Source organism: Nocardia paucivorans NBRC 100373, assembly GCF_000308675.1.
GTDB classification, from domain to species: Bacteria; Actinomycetota; Actinomycetes; order Mycobacteriales; family Mycobacteriaceae; genus Nocardia; species Nocardia paucivorans.
Genome location: NZ_BAGE01000030.1, coordinates 60,905 through 80,319, shown reverse-complemented (window position 1 = coordinate 80,319; position 19,415 = coordinate 60,905). Strand labels below are relative to the sequence as shown.

The 19,415-nt window shown below is 65.5% G+C and carries 18 protein-coding genes and 1 pseudogene; 11 read left to right on the top strand and 8 right to left on the bottom strand.

All coding sequences use genetic code 11. The features are described 5' to 3' along the window. Positions 1-64: 64 nt before the first annotated feature. Positions 65-1,027, bottom strand: a complete 963-nt coding sequence (locus ON32_RS06480) for a DUF8129 domain-containing protein (RefSeq protein WP_040789550.1) — start codon at positions 1,025-1,027, stop codon at positions 65-67. 247 nt (positions 1,028-1,274) lie between these two features. On the opposite strand from ON32_RS06480, the gene ON32_RS06475 reads away from it, so the two are divergent. Beyond that, positions 1,275-1,904 (top strand): cysteine hydrolase family protein, encoded by a 630-nt coding sequence (locus ON32_RS06475; RefSeq protein WP_040789794.1) that lies wholly within the window; start codon positions 1,275-1,277, stop codon positions 1,902-1,904. A gap of 9 nt (positions 1,905-1,913) precedes the next feature. Here ON32_RS06475 and ON32_RS06470 read toward each other — a convergent pair whose 3' ends face one another. Then, the gene (locus ON32_RS06470; protein ID WP_083874127.1) at positions 1,914-3,038 is read right to left on the bottom strand and encodes a GlxA family transcriptional regulator; all 1,125 of its coding nucleotides are present in this window, start codon (positions 3,036-3,038) and stop codon (positions 1,914-1,916) included. 137 nt (positions 3,039-3,175) lie between these two features. Between ON32_RS06470 and ON32_RS06465 the strand changes: the two genes are divergently transcribed. The 5 genes and pseudogenes from ON32_RS06465 (at position 3,176) to ON32_RS06445 (ending at position 6,391) form a co-directional block, all read left to right on the top strand. Beyond that, positions 3,176-3,391, top strand: coding sequence for a VOC family protein (locus ON32_RS06465; RefSeq protein WP_040789549.1), 216 nt, complete (start codon positions 3,176-3,178; stop codon positions 3,389-3,391). 80 nt (positions 3,392-3,471) lie between these two features. Continuing rightward, positions 3,472-4,041: a hypothetical protein gene (locus ON32_RS06460; RefSeq protein WP_040789548.1), complete on the top strand. Its 570-nt coding sequence runs from the start codon at positions 3,472-3,474 to the stop codon at positions 4,039-4,041. A gap of 69 nt (positions 4,042-4,110) precedes the next feature. Next, positions 4,111-4,458: pseudogene (locus ON32_RS06455) on the top strand (hypothetical protein); the annotation flags it as partial. A 449-nt stretch (positions 4,459-4,907) separates the two neighbouring features. Continuing rightward, the gene (locus ON32_RS06450; RefSeq protein ID WP_040789790.1) at positions 4,908-5,339 is read left to right on the top strand and encodes a VOC family protein; all 432 of its coding nucleotides are present in this window, start codon (positions 4,908-4,910) and stop codon (positions 5,337-5,339) included. 59 nt (positions 5,340-5,398) lie between these two features. Next, positions 5,399-6,391, top strand: a complete 993-nt coding sequence (locus tag ON32_RS06445) for a protein kinase family protein (RefSeq protein WP_040789546.1) — start codon at positions 5,399-5,401, stop codon at positions 6,389-6,391. An 83-nt stretch (positions 6,392-6,474) separates the two neighbouring features. On the opposite strand, the gene ON32_RS06440 is transcribed toward ON32_RS06445, so the two are convergent. After that, positions 6,475-7,080 carry a TetR/AcrR family transcriptional regulator gene (locus ON32_RS06440; RefSeq protein ID WP_040789545.1) on the bottom strand — a complete coding sequence of 202 codons (606 nt, stop codon included), beginning with the start codon at positions 7,078-7,080 and terminating at the stop codon, positions 6,475-6,477. 157 nt (positions 7,081-7,237) lie between these two features. On the opposite strand from ON32_RS06440, the gene ON32_RS06435 reads away from it, so the two are divergent. The 4 genes from ON32_RS06435 (at position 7,238) to ON32_RS06420 (ending at position 9,942) form a co-directional block, all read left to right on the top strand. Next, positions 7,238-7,549, top strand: a complete 312-nt coding sequence (locus ON32_RS06435) for a hypothetical protein (RefSeq protein ID WP_040789543.1) — start codon at positions 7,238-7,240, stop codon at positions 7,547-7,549. Further along, entirely contained in the window at positions 7,546-8,424 is an 879-nt protein-coding gene (locus tag ON32_RS06430) for an SDR family oxidoreductase (protein WP_051132931.1), read from the top strand. The genes ON32_RS06435 and ON32_RS06430 overlap by 4 nt, the downstream gene beginning before the upstream one ends. A gap of 54 nt (positions 8,425-8,478) precedes the next feature. Then, positions 8,479-9,429 carry a non-homologous end-joining DNA ligase gene (ligD, locus tag ON32_RS06425; protein WP_040789541.1) on the top strand — a complete coding sequence of 317 codons (951 nt, stop codon included), beginning with the start codon at positions 8,479-8,481 and terminating at the stop codon, positions 9,427-9,429. Positions 9,430-9,555: 126 nt separating this feature from the next. Then, the gene (locus ON32_RS06420; RefSeq protein WP_051132930.1) at positions 9,556-9,942 is read left to right on the top strand and encodes a hemophore-related protein; all 387 of its coding nucleotides are present in this window, start codon (positions 9,556-9,558) and stop codon (positions 9,940-9,942) included. Between the two features lie 507 nt (positions 9,943-10,449). On the opposite strand, the gene ON32_RS26905 is transcribed toward ON32_RS06420, so the two are convergent. The 5 genes from ON32_RS26905 to ON32_RS06395 form a co-directional block, all read right to left on the bottom strand. After that, positions 10,450-13,167 carry an ATP-binding protein gene (locus ON32_RS26905; protein WP_051132929.1) on the bottom strand — a complete coding sequence of 906 codons (2,718 nt, stop codon included), beginning with the start codon at positions 13,165-13,167 and terminating at the stop codon, positions 10,450-10,452. A gap of 10 nt (positions 13,168-13,177) precedes the next feature. Then, positions 13,178-16,054 carry an ATP-binding protein gene (locus ON32_RS06410; RefSeq protein ID WP_169331592.1) on the bottom strand — a complete coding sequence of 959 codons (2,877 nt, stop codon included), beginning with the start codon at positions 16,052-16,054 and terminating at the stop codon, positions 13,178-13,180. Positions 16,055-16,151: 97 nt separating this feature from the next. Beyond that, positions 16,152-16,814: a MerR family transcriptional regulator gene (locus ON32_RS06405; protein ID WP_217998027.1), complete on the bottom strand. Its 663-nt coding sequence runs from the start codon at positions 16,812-16,814 to the stop codon at positions 16,152-16,154. Positions 16,815-16,868: 54 nt separating this feature from the next. Further along, a complete protein-coding gene (locus tag ON32_RS29540; RefSeq protein WP_157224104.1) occupies positions 16,869-17,057 on the bottom strand; it encodes a hypothetical protein in 189 nt (62 codons plus the stop codon). 234 nt (positions 17,058-17,291) lie between these two features. Continuing rightward, positions 17,292-17,702 (bottom strand): hypothetical protein, encoded by a 411-nt coding sequence (locus tag ON32_RS06395; protein WP_040789783.1) that lies wholly within the window; start codon positions 17,700-17,702, stop codon positions 17,292-17,294. Between the two features lie 451 nt (positions 17,703-18,153). On the opposite strand from ON32_RS06395, the gene ON32_RS26900 reads away from it, so the two are divergent. Next, positions 18,154-19,119, top strand: coding sequence for a hypothetical protein (locus ON32_RS26900; RefSeq protein ID WP_051132928.1), 966 nt, complete (start codon positions 18,154-18,156; stop codon positions 19,117-19,119). Positions 19,120-19,415: the final 296 nt, after the last annotated feature.

Genomic DNA, 19,415 nt, shown 5'->3' with positions numbered 1-19,415 from the left:
GGGCCGATGCCCCTATCACGGGAAACTATCGCGGAAAGCGCGGAATCGATTGTCCTCAGAGCATTCAGCCGATCCCGGTGACTTCCTGAGCGATCGCCGCGAGTCGGGTCTGAGCGGCCGAGACGACACCGCTGCGATTCTTGTGCGATTCCTCGTAGGCCACCACCGCCCGCACGTCGGCGGGTTCGGTCAGTTCCTTGACCGCGGCGACGGCCTGGCCCACGTTCAAAGCGTCGTAGTCATCGATGGGCAACTCGTCGGGTTCGAGAACACCGGTCGCGGTTCGGATCGAATGCAGGGCGTCGGCGGCGACACCGGCACCTTCGCGGCGGGTGACCTGCTCGGCGGTTTGCAGGGCGGCGTCGCGGGAGGCGGTGAGGGTTTTGACCGCGACATCACCTGCCTGCGCCCCTTGGGCGAGCAACTCACCGAGCGCGGGCGGGGTGGAGCGGACGGTGTCCAATACCCGGTCCAGGCTGCGGGTGGACCAGGTGACCGGGAGGTTGACCAGTTTGACCGCGGTTCCGGCGGCCGCTTGGAGCGGGGTGCGGCGCAATGCGGCCGGCCCACCGAGGGCATCCTCGGCCAGGACGGTGGTCAACCAGTCCACCGTCGCCGAATGTGCGGTGATCAACCGCTCCGCCAGCGCCACGACATCGGGCTGCCGAGCAGCGGTCGCGAGAGCCTTGATATAGCGGGCCCGGTCGAGCAGCTGGTGTTCGAGGGTGAGGTCGCCGAGCAGGGCTTCGTCGAACGGCTGGGCCTGTTCGACCATCGCCTTGATCATGGCGGCGGCCCGGCCCAGGAATGGGCCGACCACCTCCGGTACACCGCCGAGTTCACGCAGCGCGGCCTCGATGGCCTCGGCACGGGCCCGGCCATTGTCGGCGTTCTCGGACAACTCGCGTCGCACCGCCTCGGTCCGGGCCTGCGCCATCCGGGTCTCGGCGATCTGGATCTCGGTATTGGTCAGATCGAGTACGGCGCGTAACTGCGTCTGCAGGGTGGTGGTGTCGGGTGTGCTCATGCGGATCTGGTCCTTTCGGCATTAACGGCATCGGGTCGGGTGCATAGCGCACTGCTACCGCGACTACCCCGCGCCACCATTCGCTAACATGTCCGCACCGGATGACGCCGGTGATCCGGACCACTACGCTGCCGCCCGTATCATGGGTCGGCGCCACCCGTCCGATACCGCGGCCATGACCTCATGCGACCACCGGAGTCGACCGATACGCCGGAGCCGGAAGTTCGTTTGCGGCATGATCGGCTGCATGTCGCTCGATGCCGCCCGCACCGCCGTCCTCGCTCTGCACTGGCAGGTCAATGTCATCGCGCCCGAAGGGTTTTTCGGCCCCATGCTCGCCGAGCCGGTCGCCCGCAGCGGCGTGGTCGAGCGCGCGACCGCATTCCACACCGCCGCGCGGCAGGCGGGGATTCCGGTAGTTTTCGGACGGTTCACCATTCCCGTCGGAGAGGGCGATCTGGTGCGCAATACCGGGTTCATGCGCGCGGCGGCCGAGGCGCAAACGGAGTTTCGTCCGGAATCGGCCGGGGCGCAGATCATCCCGGAAATGGCCGAGCAGGCCGAAGCCGGAGTAGTGTTCGATACCCAAAAACTATCGTGTCTGGCCGGTAACACCCTGCCCCAGTGGCTGGCGGCCCGGAATCTGAACACCGTATTGATCACCGGTGTGGCGACGAACCTCGTCGTCGAGCAGACCGCCCGCCACGGCACCGACCTCGGGCTGTTCGTACATCCGATCGTCGATTGCGCCGCCGCCGCCACGACGCAGGCCCACGAGTCCGCACTGGCCGACCTGGAATTGACCACTGCCGGTTGTCTGTCCGTCGAGCAGGCGCTGGCACATCTGCGAACGCGTACACGACGCCCCGGTCGATGAACCGCCGGGTCACACCCGGGGCCGAACAGGCGCATTCGGGGTCGGTTCGGGGGCCGTATCCGACCCGGCGCGGTCGAAGCCGCCGGGACCGAACGCCGATCCATACCGTTGGGCATGATTTCCGCCTTTCGCCGAAAACGCCCACCAGGACATCGGCGTCGCACGCAACTGGGCGATGGTCATGCCGCGCCGTCGTCGTACCAGGCCGCGCAGGGCGCCCGGATTGAGGTAACCGACCCTGGCGGCTATCACATCGACCGGGAGGGAGGTGGTGTGCAGTAGATACGTGGCGTGCTCCAACCGGATCTCGTTGACGAAATCACGGGGGGACATGCCGAGTTCTGCCTGCGTCGCGCGTTGCAGACCGCGTTCGGTCACGCCGAGCTCGTGGGCGACGTCCGAGATGCGGAACTGTTCATCGAGGTGTTGCCGAACCCAACTCTCCAGGTCGGCGATCAGCGCATTGCCCTGGGCCACCGCTTCCGGCACGCTGTGCCCCGCCTGCGCCCGCCCTACGCCCACCGCCAGACATCGTGCCACCTTCTCGGCCAGTGCCGGACTCACCGTGTGGATGAGCGACAGGGCCAGATCCACATGGCACAGTGAGGCGCCGGCGGTGGATACCATCGCGCCGCAACACAAGGTCAGGCGCTCGTTCAGCACGACCGCCGGATAACGTTTCCGGAAGGCGGAGCCGAGCCACCAACTCGTTGTCGCGGAATGCCCGTCGAGCACACCGGCCTCGGCCAGGAAGAAGGTGCCCGTACACGCGCCCGCCACATGGATTCCGTGCGCGTGGGCCCGCGCGATCCACTCCAGGACCGGGCTGCTCTCGGAAGCCGATACCCGCCGGATGAGCACCTCTGCGTCGAGCACATGGACGGCGGGCACGATCAACACCCCGAAATCGGCGAGATCCACGGCTTCTTCGGCGCTACCGGACAGGGGGACGGTGGGAATCGTGTAGCCGTTGGCCGACCGAACACTGGTAGCGGTCGATACGGTGTGCACCCGCCAGGGCGGCGGCGGCGTCACCAGCGTCTCCCGGAGCGAGTTGGCCAAGGCGAAGACCTCCAACACAGCGGCCATCCCGAAGTCGGTGACATCATCCATGGCGAACACCGCGATATCCACGTCGGAAACAGTACAAAATATGTCGGAACCGACACTATTCTTCGACGCGGACCGGTCATATGGTCTTATCGTCCATTTCGCTGGGCTGCCGCCAACGCGCTTCCGGCGATCCCCACTTCCGCCTTCCTGGAGCCTCGATGCCCTCGATCCCAGCCAGCGGCATCCACCGTGCCCAACCGGTGGTGTGCGATATCGAGCGATCTCGCCGCTTCCACGAAGAAGTGCTCGATTTCCCGGTCGCCGCGGAAGCACCCACCGGCCCGGATGATCCCGAGGTACGCGCCGAACCCACCACCGCAACGGCCCGACCCGACGCCGCCGGAATACGGCCGGAACTCATCGCACCGCTCTGATTTCCAAGGCCAATGCATAGATTTTCGAGAACGTCGAATACTGCACAGCGGTCGGATCGACCGAACGGTAGGCCGGTCCGGTGACGGCGAAAGACAGTCCCCTCGAGACGATCTTCAACCGTCTTGCTCTGGACATGCGTGAGCGGGCGAAGCAGGTCACCCGCTCGATGGCCGACCGCTATCGCACAGCCGGCGATCTGATGTGCTACGTCACCCACCTGATCGAACACCCCGATACGGGCAGTACGCATGTTCTCTGGGAGGTTCCGCCCGGTCGGTTGCGACCGCGCCCGAATCGGCCGAGCACGCATCCGTACCAACCCAGCGCGGCCGAAACGGCCATGGCCGAACGCCGATTGGTCGGCGATGTCGAATCGAACACGTTGGTGGGCGGCGGCGAGGCCGCGAGCGCCACCATCCGGAAGATGCGTTCGACCGACGGGGCAGTAAACATCTACAAACCCGAACGCGGAGAAGACTACGACGGCCTGTTCCACTTCCGCCCATATCGGGGCGCGCAAACGGATCGAGAGATCGCGGCATATCGCCTCGACGAGATACTCGGCTTCAACCGAATTCCCCCCACCGCCCGAACAGCAGGACCCCCGGAACCGGACGGCGACCGCACCGGACCCGGCATGATCCAATAATTCTTCGAATCGAAACCCGCCAGACCGGTCCACGACTACGACGAACTCCAACAGCAACAGGTCGCGGTACTCGACTACCTCATGGGAAACCTCGACCGACGCCCGGCGAACTATCGCACGGTCCACCACGACGACGGCACATTCGACCTGCTCGCCATCGACCACGGCCGCGCATTCCCCGAATCCACCGACCCCTTCACAGCACCGATGAAATCCGACTTCCTCGCCCAATGGGCAGGAAGAGACGAGGAGCTACGACCGGAGATCCTGGCCGCCCTCGACCACGTGGACACCACCTACCTTCGGGCCGCGCTCCTGGACGCGGGCCTGAGCGACAACGCGACCTCGGGAGCGGTCCAACGACTCGAATACGTACGTGAGCTGCGCAGACTACCGACATACGTTCGCCACGGTTGAGCCGAGCGCACTCGATCGATCGAACCGAAACCGGTCACAACGCGCCGGGGCGGCGACAGGTCTTCGCCCCGGCGGATCTGTATGAGTGAGAGAACGATCTCGGCGGCCGTCCCGACCGGCCGGTCCCGGGAAACGGGTAACCGACCGTCGACCCAGTCCACATAGAGCGCGATCAGGGCAGCGCCCAGCGCGGCGCCGACAATCGCCAAGGTATTGCCATTGTTCGTCACCCGGTTGTCCCCCTGCCCGGCAGGCATCGGAACAACCGCCGGCGCATACGACACGCCTCGGGCAATGAGCCACGTCTCCGTGTCGGAAATGACTCATAAAATGCCGTATTCGGCGCTATGCCCCGGAGGCGGGCCGACCATACGGTCTTCTCGTCCATTTCGCCGGACCGCCGTGAACACGCCTCCGGCGATTACAACTCACGTTTTCCGGGAGCATTGATGTCTTTGATCACGACCACCGGCACCCACCACGTCCGGTTGACGGTGCGCGATATCCGGCGATCTCGCCGCTTCTACGAAGAAGTGCTAGGTTTCCCGGTCGCCGCGGAATCCCCCGGCAGCCCCGACGACCCCGAGGTACGCACCGACCCGTTCCGGCTCTACGGCGGCGTGGTGTTCCAGGCGAACGGAATGCTGCTCGGCCTCCGCCCGGTCGCGGACCCGAGCGATCAATTCGACCCGGACCGCGTAGGCCTGGACCACCTCAGCTTCGCCGTGGCCGACCGTGACGAACTCGCCGTCGCAGCGGCCCGACTCGACGCCGCCGGAATACCACACGGCGAGATCACCGAAATGGCCCAGTTCGGTATCGTCATCCTCTCCTTCGACGACCCCGACGGCATCCAACTGGAACTCACCGCACCGCTCTGATTCCCTAAGACACCGCATACGGCACAGCGATAGAGGCGAACGCACGATGGGTCGGCCCGGTGGTGGTAAAAGATGATCTCCTCGAACAGGTTTCCAAGCGCCTGGCTCTGGGTTTGTGCGAGCGAGTGGATCAGGCCACCCGCTCGATCGTTCGCTTCTATCGCACCACCGGGGGCCTGATATGCGAGGGCGCCTACCTGATCGAACATCCCGGCACAGGTAGTGCGCACTTCCTCTGGGAAGCGCCGGACGGTCGGCTGCATCTGCGCCCGAACCGGCCGGAGGCGCGACCGTATCGCCCCAGCGCGGCCGAAAGGGCCATGGCCGAACGCCGATTGAGCAGCGACGTCGAATTCGACGAGGACATGTTGGCGGATGTCCGTGAGGCCGCGAGCGCCACCATCCGGAAGATGCGTTCGACCGACGGGGCAGTAAACATCTACAAACCCGAACGCGGAGAAGACTACGACGGCCTGTTCCACTTCCGCCCATATCGGGGCGCGCAAACGGATCGAGAGATCGCGGCATATCGCCTCGACGAGATACTCGGCTTCAACCGAATTCCCCCCACCGCCCGAACAGCAGGACCCCCGGAACCGGACGGCGACCGCACCGGACCCGGCATGATCCAACAATTCTTCGAATCGAAACCCGCCAGACCGGTCCACGACTACGACGAACTCCAACAGCAACAGGTCGCGGTACTCGACTACCTCATGGGAAACCTCGACCGACGCCCGGCGAACTATCGCACGGTCCACCACGACGACGGCACATTCGACCTGCTCGCCATCGACCACGGCCGCGCATTCCCCGAATCCACCGACCCCTTCACAGCACCGATGAAATCCGACTTCCTCGCCCAATGGGCAGGAAGAGACGAGGAGCTACGACCGGAGATCCTGGCCGCCCTCGACCACGTGGACACCACCTACCTTCGGGCCGCGCTCCTGGACGCGGGCCTGAGCGACAACGCGACCTCGGGAGCGGTCCAACGACTCGAATACGTACGTGAGCTGCGCAAACTACCGACATACGTTCGCCACGGTTGAGCCGAGCGCACTCGATCGATCGAACCGAAACCGAAGGCTCCGCTTCAACCGTAACGCCTCATGGCGGCGGGACGTCCGTCTTTTCAGATCTGTGCGAGCGAGAGGACGATCTCGGCGGCCGTCTCGACCAGCCGGTCCCGGGAAACGGGTAACCGACCGTCGACCCAGTCCACATAGAGCGCGATCAGGGCACCGCCCAGCGCGGTGCCGACAATCGCCAGGGTTTCGTCATTGCTCGACACCAGAGCCTCGGCGCCGAGTCTGGGCACCACCGCCCGAATGAACGCCGGGGTCCGGTGGGCGCTGTGTCGACGCAAGGTGTCATCGGTGAGCGGTTCCCGCAGCAGAACACGGGCCCGACGGGGATCCTCCTCGAAATAGGTGGCACAGATCTCCAATGCCGCGCGGACCGCAATGGTGGGATCAGGGTCGTAACGCACGGCACCCAAACGCTCGAGCAATGCCTGCTCCACCCGGTCGTAGACAGCGGTGACCAGGGCTTCCCGACTGTCGAAACTCTCGTAGAAGTACCGCGGACTCAGATTCGCCTGCCGTGTGACGGCCCGCATGGTCACGGCGCCCGAACCGACTGTGCCGAGCAGGTCGAATCCCACCTCGATCAGCTGCTCACGCCGGTCCGCCGACCGATCGAGCAGCGTCCGGCCGCGCCACAGCTTGGGTGCATTCACGGCTCAATCCTCGCATCGACCACCCGACCGGAGACATTGACTTCAGGTGATTCAACATGAATCATGTGATTCAAGTTGAGTGTTCTCGTTGCGCCGGACCACACCCACCACCCCTGGGACGAGCGGGCGCGACCGTCGAAGGGTAGTGCCATGTTCGATGAGGAACAGTTTCGGCAAGCCCTGCGCAGGCTCGGCCGGCACGACCAGCGCCCGAGTTCCCGACGGCAACGGTCGCTTCATCCAGTGCCCGGCCGTCGACCGTCATCACTTCAACGAACAGGGCCTCACGGAGGAGGGCGAAACCCTGTACGACGCCTTCGACGTCACCCAACGCGGCGGTGTCCTCCCCCGCGACGACACCTGGCAGTTCCGGGCGCTGCCGGCGGCATCGAAGATCCCCGCGCCACTCCAGCGCTTCACGCACCGGACCCCGCCGGACAACGGCACGAACCCCGAGGTGAACCGATGATGGAGCTGCTACGCAGCACACTGCCCTTCCGCGACAACTACCCGGTCGCCGGAAGAGTCGCGCTGATCACCGGCGCGGCACAGGGCATCGGGTACGAACTGGCGACCGAACTGTATCGACGGGGGGCCTCGATCGTCCTGGTCGATATCGACGCCGAACGGGTGGCGGCGGCGGCGACCGCCGTCGGCGAACGCACCCTCGCGGTCGCCGCCGACGTCACCGATCGCGCCGCGATGGAAGGCGCTGTCGAGGAAGCGGTGCGACACTTCGGCCACGTGGATGTGGTCGTGGCCAATGCGGGTGTGGTGCCCCGCCCGGCCACCCTGCGCACCATCGACGGCGACGCTTTCGACCGGGTCATCGATATCAATCTCACCGGCGTGTTCAACACCGTCCGCCCGGCACTCGAGCACGTCGTCGACGCGCACGGCCATATCGTGGTGGTGTCCTCGTGCGCGGCCTTCACCCCCGGTATGGGCGGCTCCCCCTACATGATCAGCAAGGCCGCGGTGGAACAACTCGGCCGTGCCCTGCGGATCGAATTGGCCCCCTTCGACGCCACGGCGGGAATCGCGTATTTCGGCATCGTCGACACCTCGATGACCCATGACACCCTCGACAGCGACGACCTCGGCGCCGCCCTGGACCGGATGCTGCCCTGGCCGCTGCGGATGCGGATAAGCCCCACCCGGGCCGCGCGGGTCGTCGCGGACGGGATCGAACGCCGGGCGGCACGCACCATCGCCCCCGCCACCTGGCAGCCCTATGCACTGTTGCGTGGTGTGGTCAACCCCGTCCTCGACGGTGTGCTCACCCACGATCCCCGCGTCCACGATCTGCTGCGCCGGCTCGAACGGCAGCTGACACGAGTGTGATGTCCGACGCGGTGTCGCCCGGCCGATATCGGTGCGCGCCGCTAGGGTCGGGCCATGGGCAGCGGTAAGGGGGCATCGGTCGAGCTCGAGGTCGGTGAGCGCACGATACGTATCACGCATCCGGATCGGGTGTATTTCCCGGAGACGGGCGCGACCAAGCTGGATCTGGCGCAGTATTACCTGAGTGTCGGCGACGGGATCGTCAACGCCCTGCGGGACCGACCGTGCATGCTGCACCGCTTCCCGAAGGGCCTGGCCGGTAAGAAGGTTCATCAGAAACGGCTGCCCGCCGGCGCGCCGGACTGGATCTCCACGGTGCGGGTGTACTTTCCCCGCTACGACCGGCACGCCGATGAGCTCTGCGTCCGCGAACTGGCCGATGTGCTGTGGGCGGTACAGATGTCGACCGTGGAGTTCCATCCGTGGAATTCCCGCGGCACCGATACCGAACACCCCGACGAATGGCGGATCGATCTGGACCCGATGCCGGACTGCCCGTGGTCGCGGGTGCAGCGGGTGGCAGGGGTTGTGCACGAGGTACTGGACGAGATCGGCGCGATCGGGTGGCCGAAAACCTCCGGCGGCCACGGTTTACACGTCTATGTCCGCATCGCACCCGATTACGGCTTCCGGGAGGTTCGGCGCGCGGCGGCGACCTTCGCCAGGGAGATCGAGCGCCGCGCACCCGAGGATGTGACCACCGCCTGGTGGCGGCGCGACCGCGACCCGCGAGCGTTGTTCGTCGACTACAACCAGAACGCCCGCGACCACACCATCGCCGCGGCGTACTCGGTGCGCGGCACACCGCAGGCAACCGTCTCCACCCCGGTGCGCTGGGACGAGATCCCCGATATCCACCCGAGCGATTTCACCATCGCCACCGTGCCCGAACGCTACCGTCGCCTCGGCGATCTACACGCCGATATCGACAACGCGGTCTTCGACCTGTCCCCGCTGATCGAACGGGCCGATCGGGAAGCGGTCGAACTCGACGACGACCGATAACCGACGATTCTTCGTACCATCGCACCTTTCCGGGCGGCACCCGAACTCTCGGATCGGTGAACTCGTAACGGGTCCTGGGTACTCGACGATCGGGTATCCGACCATCCATATGAAAGGGTTTGCAGTATGACCTTCCTTCGTGCGCGGATCGCGCGAACGGTTCTCGTCCTCGGCGCGGTGGCGGCAGGACCGCTCCTGGTCCCCACCGGCGCCACGGCACAGTCGATCGAGGCCGCGCTCCTCGAAACCACCTGCAGTTATCCACAGGTCGAGGCCGCCATCCGGGCCGAGGCACCAGAACTCGCCGCCATCCTGGACGCCAATCCGGAAGGGAAGACGAAACTACAGGAATTCCTCGCACTTCCCGTCGAACAGCGCAAACAACGCTCCCAGGAATATCTCGACACCCACCCGGAGGCACGCACCCGCATGGAGGAAAGGAGCAACGCCCCCGAAGCGCAGCGGTATCGCGATATAGCCCGGCGCATCGCCGACACCTGCCACAACTACTGACCTCGGTCATCGGCGGCGGCCGACCACGAGCCGCCATGGCGGTGACCTCATCCTCCGGACAGGTCACCGCCCCGACGCCGCACGCGTGCACCACCGACCCCACGATCGGCGGCCGGGGGCCGCTCAACCCCGAAATGGGGGAATTCTGCCATAGCGGACAGCATGCCATCTCACTACCGAGCAGGTAGCACACACCGTGGTCAAAGGAAACCACCGAACCATCGAGCGAATATCTGTTCACTTGGCGATGACTCCGCCGAACTCTCATCCGGCCGCTCGGCAGCCTTGCCCCTATCCGCCGTCCCGTCGAGGCTTCTCGCGTGTTTGCCGGCTACGCGCCCGACCGGGAACTCCACTCCCCTCCGACTCCCGTACCGATCGGAAAACCGATCCGAAAACGAAGTTGGCGAAACCATGAGCAAGCGCACGATTATTCAGCGGTACCCCGGGCTGTCCCGTGGAAGACACTTCTCCCTTCCGAACGCGACACCCTCCCGAAACACCCGGTCAGTGGTGGCCGAACTCGGTTAGGGTGATGCGTATGAGCTCGTGGCGGGATCTCACGCCCAGTTTGGTGAAGATTTTCCGCAGGTGATAGTCGATCGTTCGAGTGCTGAGAAACATTTGAGCGGCGATCTCACGGTTTGTGGCGCCCTCGACGACAGCCGTGACGATACGTATTTCCTGCGGGGTCAACACGTCGGTTCGGATCGCCACCGACACGGGCTCGACATTTTCCCCCGCCGCGCGCAGTTCCGAGCAGGCACGCTCGGCCCACCCCATGGCCCCCAGAGACCGGAATGTGTCGTACGCGGCGCGTAAAGGCACGCGGGCCTGCGCCCTACGCCGCTGCCGACGCAGGTATTCGCCGAACAACAGCTGGGTTCGCGCGTATTCCATCGGTTGATCACCACGTTCGTGCAGGACGAGCGCCCGACGGAACTCGCCTTCGGCGGTATCGGGCTCGGCGAGCAATGCCCGGCAGCGTGCCACCAGCGCGTTCGTCTCCGGCGAATTCACCGATTCGGCCCATCGGGCGAGTGGTTTCAACGATCTGGTGGCCACATCGGGTCTTCCTGCCTTGACCGCCGCCTCCACCAGATCGGGTATGTACACCTGCACAACTCCCGGATGAACGGGGTCTGCTCCCGGGAGCAGATTCGCCAATGCCGCCCCCGGGTGGCCGGCGGCCAGGTCGAGCACGGCGAGAGCCCGCCGGGCCGTGGCGATGACGAATGCGAGGCGACGCGGCGTGGCTTCGGCCAACACCTCGTGGGCGAGATCCCGTGCCCGCTGCTCATGGCCTCTGAACGCGGCCAGCAAGGCCAGCAGGCTCCGATGGCAGACGCTCGCGTTGGTCTGCCCGATCTCCTCGGCCAATTGACAACCTTCTTGCGCGGACGTCTCCGCCGCACGGAATTCGCCGCCGACGATATTGCCGAGCGCCTCCCGTTCCAGGGCCCACACCAGCAGCGAGACCGCTCCGGTGCGGCGGGCGTGCAGTACGGCCATCCGATTCAGGTGTCGCCCTCGTTCCCGCTCGCCCAGACTCCACATCATGCCGCCGGCCCAGCACAGCATGGCGGGGTCGGTGAGGGTTTCCACGATGTCCTTGTCCTCGGGTGACAATCCATCGGGTTCGCCCCGCCACACCCGGCACACTCCCCGGAACAGTCCCAGCAGCGCGTCGTGCATGTCGCTGCCGGAGGCAGGTACCCGCTCGGCGACGTCCACGAGCTGTGACCACGCGGTGAACTGGTTCGCGTGGAAGCCGGCTTCCCCGAACAACATCAGTAACGGAATGGCCTGCCGTGGAGAGTTTTCCAATGCTTCGGCGATGGGAGAACGCAGCATGACCACCACGTCCGCCGGTATCCCGGTATGTAATTCCATGGAAGCCCGCAACCATGCGATGTCCCGGCGCAGTGTCCCATCGAGCTGCTCCTGACGGTCGAGGAATTCGAGCATCGACCGGGCGTGGTCGGCATCTCCACTGTTCCAGTGGGCCAAGGCCGATTCGAAACATCGTCGTAGGCGATGCGGTCCTTCCGTGCTCAACTCACCGGCGCGAGCGAACAACGCTGCCGCGGTGGCCGAGCTGGTTCGGACAACTTTTCTGGCCATCCGGTCGAGTTGTTCGGCCACCTCGTCGTCCGGACCGTCGGTTGCCTGGCCCAGATGCCATACGGAGCGATCGCTTTCTCCGGTAACGGTGTGCATTGCCGCTGCCAACGCCCGGTGTGCGTCACGGCGATCCGATGTGGTGGCACTCTGGTAGACGGCCGAGAGGATGAGCGGGTGCCGAAGCGCTATTCGTTCCGCCCCCGTCTCGACGAGGTCGTCCAATACGTCGAGTTCCTCCACCGAGGCGGCATCGAACTCGGCGGCCGCGTGGGTCAACACCTCACGCCGTAGATGGCCGGCGGCCGCGATCAACAACAGCAGGCGCTGTATCGGTCGGGTGTGCCGCCGCACCCTGGTGAGGAAGGCAGCGCGCAGACCATCGCTGAGAATGACCTGCCGCGACACCGAGGCACCGTCGCGGACGACGGCCGAGGGAAGCTCGAGAAGCGCCAGCGGATTTCCCGCGGTCGCGTCCACGATGGCGTCCTGCCGATCCGTCGACAACCGGATATCGGTGCGTTCGGCCAGGAGCCGTTTCGCCGCTTCTCGATCCAATCCGTGCAAGGGCATGTCCAGCACACCGGGTAGCCCCAGCGGGGGGCGCTCATTCGTCCGCGATGCCAGCACCAGCACGATCGGCTCCGTGTCGATCCTTCTGGCCACGAATCTCAATACATCTTTCGAGAGGCGGTCGCTCCAGTGGATGTCGTCGACCACACACACCACGGGATGTTCACCGGCCAGCTCCGACAGCAACGACAAGGTCGCCAGACCGACCAGAAATCGATCGGGTTCCGAGCCGGCGGCCAATCCGAACACGACCTCCAGGGCAGCCGATTGCGGGGCCGGCAATCTGTCGGCCCGATCCAGAACCGGTAGCAGCAGTTGATGCAGTGTCGCGTAACCGATATCGGATTCGGGTTCCACCCCGGCGGCCCGCAGCACCCGCACTCCCGATACCCGGGACGCGAAATCGCGCAGGAGTGCGCTCTTACCGATTCCAGGCTCTCCGCGTACGACCACGGCCGCGCCGTGCCCGGAACGTGCTCGTTCCACCATGGTCGCCAATACCGCCAGTTCCTTGTCGCGACCGTACAGCATGGACCCGAAGCTATCCCGCGTTGCGGATCGGTGTGGTTCGTAGATCCGCAGGGGCAACGGTCGACCGGTCGCGCTCGGCCCACGCCTTTTCGGTACGGGTGAGCGCGGCCGAGGAATGTTCGACTGTCCGATCGGACGCATCACTTCTCTCTTCTCGATTCCGGCCGCGGGCATCCAGGGTGGTTCGGGTGAGTTCGGTGCGGGAGGTGACCCCCATCTTGGTGAAGACTTTTCGCAGGTGGTAGTCGATGGTCCGGGGGCTGAGGAACAGGCGGGCGGCGATTTCCCGATTGGTGAGCCCGTCGGCGACGGCATCGGCGATCCGAGCTTCCTGCGCCGTGAGCAGAGCAGCCCCCTCGGCCGTCGGCTCCCTACGGGTTTCACCCGCGGCGCGCAATTCCGCACGGGCACGGTTCGCCCAGGCTTCGGCGCCGAGGGTTTCGAAGGTTTCGACGGCGACCCGCAAGGGTTCCCGGGCCGCGGAGGGGCGACGTTCGCGGCGCAGGTGCCGACCGAACAACAGCTGGGTTCGCGCGTATTCCAACGGTTGGTCGGCCTGCCTGTGCAGGGTCAGGGCACGACGGAACTCCTCGGACGCGGCCTTCCCCGAGGTGAGCAATGCCCGACACCGGGCGGCCAGGGCGTTCAATTCCGGAAGGCCCGCCGTATCCGCCCACCGGGTGAACAGCGCGAGGGGTTCGACTATCGCTTCCCGCCGATCGGCCTGAAGCGCGGCCTCGACCATATCGGGGACGTTCACCATGGCAAGCCCGAGATAGGAGCCGCTCGAGGGGAGAGCCAAATGCTCCAATGCCCGTTCGGGGCGGCCGGAGACGAGTTCGAGCAGCCCCAGCGCCCGATGGGCCAGAGCCACGGCACCCATCATGCCCCGTGGGGGGGCCTCGACCATCACTTCCCGGGCAAGGCGTGCGGCCGACTCCGGGTCACCACGCAACGCGGCCACCATGGCGAGCACACTGCGCAATGCCAAACCCGCGTTGACCTGACCGGTTTCCTCCGCGAACCGACGGCCCTCCTCCGCGAGCGCCTCCGCCGAGCGGAACCGTCCGGATGCGATGTCGTCGCAGGCCACCCGCCACAGGGCCCAGGGGAGAAAGACCACGGCACCCAGGCGCCGGGCATGATGCACCGCCAGTCTGCTCAACCGTCGCGCTCGGTCCTGGTGCCCGAGTCCCAGCATGAATCCGCTGGCCCACCACAGATGGGCCGGATCGGTGAGCTGCTCCACCACATCCAGATCGTCGGGAGCCAGTCCCGCGTCCTTTCCGGCACGAACTCGGCAACTTCCGCGAAGAAGCCGGGCGAGTACATCCTGCACCCCGCTGTCGTTCGGGGTGAGCCGCTCGGCGGCATCGGCAACATGTGACCACGCATCGGCGTTGGCGCAGAAAGCGGCCTCGTTGAACAGCACCAGCAGGGGAAGGGCGTGCCGAACACCGGCCTCGGCCACTGTGGGCAGCACCGGTCGCAGGAGCGGCAGAACGGCGGAAGGGTTACCGATATGCAATTCCAGTGAGGCCCGCAGCCAGAGGATGTCCCACCGTAGGGGCCCGTCGATCCTGTCGTCACGATCGATGCCCTCGAGCATCGTCGCGGCACGATCGAAGTCCCCACTGGTCCACCACGCGGCGGCCGATTCGACCCTGCGGCGCAACCGCCGCGGCTCGATCGCGCTCAACTCCGCGCTTCGCGCGAGTAGGGCGGCCATGGTCGCCGTACTGATACGGCCCGCCCGGTAGGCCGACCGTTGCAGCTCCTCGGCGACCGCCTCGTCCGGTCCGGTGACGGCCTGCCCGAGATGCCATGCCCGGCGGGTATCGTCCTCACCTTCCAGTGCCACGGCCAATGCACGGTGGGCGCGACGGCGTGCCATGGGGTCGGCGCCGTGATAAACGGCCGACCGAATCAGCGGGTGGCGAAACGCCACGGCCGATGTCTCGTCGGTGACGAGCAGGTTTTCCGCCGAATCGAGTTCGATCGTCTCCCATTCGACCGGTGGATCGAGGAGAGGCAACGCGCGGCGCACCACATCGGATCGGGGATGACCATCGGCGGCGATCAGCAGCATCAGCTGTTGTACGGGCGCTGCGAGACGTCGCACCCTGAGCAGGAACGCCTGCTGCAATTCCTCGGCGAGCGGCAGCGGTGCGGACATCATGTTCGCGCGCAGGACCTCGACCGGAAGTTCACACAATGCCAGCGGATTCCCGGCCGCCGCATCCAGAACGGCCTCCTGCTGCACCATGGACAATCGGTCACCGACCCGGTGCAGCAGCAGTTCCCGTGCCGATTCCCGGTCCAGTCCGGTCAGCGGCACATCGAGAACATCGTCGGCCACCCACGGCCGTTCTTCGGCCCGCACGGCCGTGATCACCGCGATCGGTTCCGTGTCCAGTCGCCGCGCCACGAACTCGAGAACGTGCCGGGACGGAAGGTCCGCCCACTGTGCATCATCGATCAGGCACACCAATGGCTGCTCGCCGGCCAGTTCGGACAGCAGGGACAGCGTCGCCGAACCGATCAGGAACCGGCCCGGGGTGTCGCCGGCGGCCAACCCGAATACGGTGCGCAGCGCATCGGCCTGCGGCGCGGCCAATCGATCGACCAGGTTCATCGCGGGGGTGAGCAGCCGATGCAGCATCGCGTATCCGAGATCGGATTCCGGCTCGACACAGGTCACTCGCAGGATCCGAATCCCGTTGGTATCGCGCACGACATCGTTCACCAGGGCGCTCTTGCCGATGCCCGGCTCTCCGTGCACCACCGCGGCACCTCCGCTGCCGGCCGCGGTTCGGCGCAGCAGATCGTGCAACAGCGCGCGCTCGGACTCTCGACCGATCAATGTGGGCTCGGTTGTCTCCGTCATTGCATTCTCTGTGATGGAGGGACACCGGAGCGGTTCGTGCGCATTGGTTTCGACAACGGCATCCCGGTTCATGCATCCGTTGTCGGAGGTCCGGCTCTCAGGTCTGCGAAACACGGAATCGCCTTCTGGATATCTCGGCGTGCGCCATACGACGCAGAACGATCAACAGGGCATCGCCGAGAACGGTGCCGACCAGCGCGCCTTCGACGATGGACTCGACGGAGCCACGGTGCGCGACAGCATCTATATCGGCGCGAGCGATACGGTCGGCGGCCTCGGCGTAACACGACAATCCGTCCAATACCCACTCGTGACCGACCTCGCGGAGAGCGCAGAGCACCCCGACCAATGTCTCGATCAAGGGAGAGTACGGTGGTGGCTGCCAACCACGCTCGGCGAGCAGCTGCTCGATACGCTCCAGGGCCCATTCCCGGTCCGTATCGCTCACTTCCGTTCGAGGCGTGGGCAAACCGCGTTGGACCAATCCGAGGACATCGTGGGTCGAGCTTTGCGATCCGTCGATCGCGGCGAGTATTTCCCGCACGCTCGCCACCGACAATCCCCCGATCTCCATCAATGCGCGAACCAATTTGAGGCGCCGCACATGCGTGGCGCCATAGCGAGCCTGGTTAGGGCTGGTCAGTTCCCCGGGCGGGAGCAGCCCTTCTCGTTGGTAGTACTTGATCGTCGCGACCGTCACCCCCGACTCCCGACTCAACTCCGCCATCCGCATACCGGATTCGCCTCTGGACCTATCCATAATGGATAGTTTAACTTTCCATTATGGATAGTCAAGGTACCCATCAAGGGGTCGTCACAACCACAGCCACCGCACCGCCTCGACCACATCGCGCATGCTCTTGCACCGCATGGCGCTGCACCACCCGGAAATGACGACCGCCGTGAAAGTGGGTGTGGCGGTACCCGATCCACTGCTGCGGCAGGGGCTCACCACCGTCGGAGATGGGTCGCGTTCGAACACCGACGCACGGGAGATGCTCACGGCAACCGAAATGGCCGTCGCCGCGGCGGGCCGAATACGATACGCCGCGAGGCGGCCGAGATGACCGCGACGATGTATCTGCTGTTCACGGCACTACTGCTGCCCTACCGGACCGGCGTTCTCTCCGGAGAACACCTGATAATTCTCGGGCGCATCCCGATGATGGTGGCGTCGGTGGTGGTGCACCGACATCGGTGGCCCGACGGCTTCCGCACCCACCGAGCCGGTTCGCGGCTAACGATCTTCGGCCGTCGCCCGACCGTCCGATCGCCGCCCGCCGGCGCGAAACCATATGGTGGCGAATGCGATCGTGAACAACAGGTGCACTACGAGAAAGATTTTGGCGAGGTCACGTGCCTCACCGGTGGCCACGCCCCACACATCGTTGGCGGCCACGACACCGAAACCCACCAGGTTCGCCAGGACAACGGCGTTACGGATCGACACCGACTCGGCCCCACGGGACATCCAGTTCAACACCGCGATACCGATCATCGGTCCACCGAGAAGCCGAAGCAACGCGAGCAATTCCGGTGAGGCATCGCTCGGCACCGCGCCGACACCGAACTGTGTCGGTACCAAAAGCAGCGAAAAACCGATAACGGCAAGGTAGATCGCGGCGAGCACGAGAAGTGGTCTGGACAAGGAACAGCCTTTCTGAACCAACGGATGGAGCCGGTCACCGACCCGCGAGCGGCTCCACACCGAGCACTGCCCAGTGTGCTCCCGGTAGGTCGGTCGCGGTATCGGCGAAATCACCGGTCCTCGGGCCATCGCAAATTGCCATCACAAATCCTCGGCAACCAACCGATACCGGCCCTCGCGACACCCAACCGGCGACCGCGACCCCGGCCGCGGTGACATACACGGAACCGGCAACTTCACCGATTCGGAAACAGCGAACAGGCGGCAAGAATGTACGAGGCCGGTCGATGTGACGAACCTTCGGAAAGAGTATGGACATCAGCAGGATCTACACCAGAGGTATCGAATATGCGCCGCCCCGCTCGCCCCGACCGACGGCCTCGGCCGACCACGTGCGTGGCATGCGGTCACGCCGGAAGGTACCGGTCATCGGACGACCGTCGGTGTGATCATGTCCGGACCGCGGGTCACGGCGGCTCAACAGCAGCAATACGCGGAACTGCTGCCGCGGATCGGCGCGGCGCTGCTCGAGATCGCGCCGGTGGGGTGGCGCAGGATCGATCTGATCGCGCGGATCGTGAAGGGAATACAGGACGTCGGTCTCACGGTGATCATGCCGGATACGACCGACGCGGCAATCGATCCGCCACCGTATATCGCGGAGATGTTCGCACGATTGCGCACCGTGATGTACGTCCCGGAGCGCGGTGCCTGGCTGTCGGCGCGGTACACGATCGATCCACCGGGCGAGTTCCGGGTCTTCTACAACTACGACCACGACCCACGGTGGAATCCGCCGATACCACCCGAAGCGTTCCGACGCGATCTCGGGGCGTACCCCCGTCCGACGGAAACGATTCCTTCCTGGCTTCGGCATCTGCTCGAGCCGGTGGAGGCGAACACCGATCCGTCCGAGAAGAGCGGCCCTGTCTCCCCACCGCTCGGCATCGAGGGTCAACGTGATCTCACCCGAAAGATCGCCGATCTGCTGGTGTTGCGCGCCCCGGCCGATCGGACGCAGATCCGGGTGATGTACCGCGCCACCGGTGACCACGAGGAAACGATCGGGCACGTTCTGGGTATCGACGGCAGGCTCCGCGAATGGGAGCCGGCCGCCGAGGAGTCGGCCGAATACTTCCGGCAACTGCGTTCGGGAATGTACCGAACCGGCGTCGGCACCTGGACGGAGGCCGCCATGGTGGTCGAGTACCCGATCACGACCTCTGTCGAATACCGAACCGAAACCCGTTGGCGGCGAACACCACCCCGACAAGCCGTCCTGGACGAGCTGGAACTTTTCCCCCGCGCGACGCGGTACGTACCGGCCTGGATGGCAGCGATACTGCCCGAACGCGGAGCAAGTGGCCGAGGCGACGAGCCGGCCGCAGCAGATTCCGATATCGGATCCACCCGATGAGCCGTCTGCGCATGAACATCGCCTCGGTTTCATCCGACGACGGGCAATCCCACCTTCTCCACCGAAACCGAGTTCGACGCCATGTCCCACGGTCGAAGCGGAAACGACAAGGACCACACCACTACCGCATCGTGCGGGAATCACGCACCCTTTCCGGCCGAACCGTAACCTGTTGCAGCCATTCTCCGTGCTTCCCGGCTCCGTGAACTGCCCGGGACCACCTCACCGTCGAATCCGGCTGTGATGTCGTATGGCGTGTCCCGGCGTCGACATGGTCGGCGAGCGGGACGGCCGAG

What these genes read in the sequence shown, in the direction of transcription:
- ON32_RS06420 (WP_051132930.1), top strand. Translation starts at nt 9,556, where the DNA reads ATGACCTTCCTTCGTGCGCGGATCGCGCGAACGGTTCTCGTCCTCGGC.
- ON32_RS06405 (WP_217998027.1), bottom strand. Translation starts at nt 16,814, where the DNA reads ATGGATAGGTCCAGAGGCGAATCCGGTATGCGGATGGCGGAGTTGAGT.
- ON32_RS06480 (WP_040789550.1), bottom strand. Translation starts at nt 1,027, where the DNA reads ATGAGCACACCCGACACCACCACCCTGCAGACGCAGTTACGCGCCGTA.
- ON32_RS06465 (WP_040789549.1), top strand. Translation starts at nt 3,176, where the DNA reads ATGCCCTCGATCCCAGCCAGCGGCATCCACCGTGCCCAACCGGTGGTG.
- ON32_RS26905 (WP_051132929.1), bottom strand. Translation starts at nt 13,167, where the DNA reads ATGCTGTACGGTCGCGACAAGGAACTGGCGGTATTGGCGACCATGGTG.
- ON32_RS06410 (WP_169331592.1), bottom strand. Translation starts at nt 16,054, where the DNA reads ATGACGGAGACAACCGAGCCCACATTGATCGGTCGAGAGTCCGAGCGC.
- ligD (WP_040789541.1), top strand. Translation starts at nt 8,479, where the DNA reads ATGGGCAGCGGTAAGGGGGCATCGGTCGAGCTCGAGGTCGGTGAGCGC.
- ON32_RS06450 (WP_040789790.1), top strand. Translation starts at nt 4,908, where the DNA reads ATGTCTTTGATCACGACCACCGGCACCCACCACGTCCGGTTGACGGTG.
- ON32_RS06430 (WP_051132931.1), top strand. Translation starts at nt 7,546, where the DNA reads ATGATGGAGCTGCTACGCAGCACACTGCCCTTCCGCGACAACTACCCG.
- ON32_RS26900 (WP_051132928.1), top strand. Translation starts at nt 18,154, where the DNA reads ATGTCCGGACCGCGGGTCACGGCGGCTCAACAGCAGCAATACGCGGAA.
- ON32_RS06435 (WP_040789543.1), top strand. Translation starts at nt 7,238, where the DNA reads ATGAGGAACAGTTTCGGCAAGCCCTGCGCAGGCTCGGCCGGCACGACC.
- ON32_RS06475 (WP_040789794.1), top strand. Translation starts at nt 1,275, where the DNA reads ATGTCGCTCGATGCCGCCCGCACCGCCGTCCTCGCTCTGCACTGGCAG.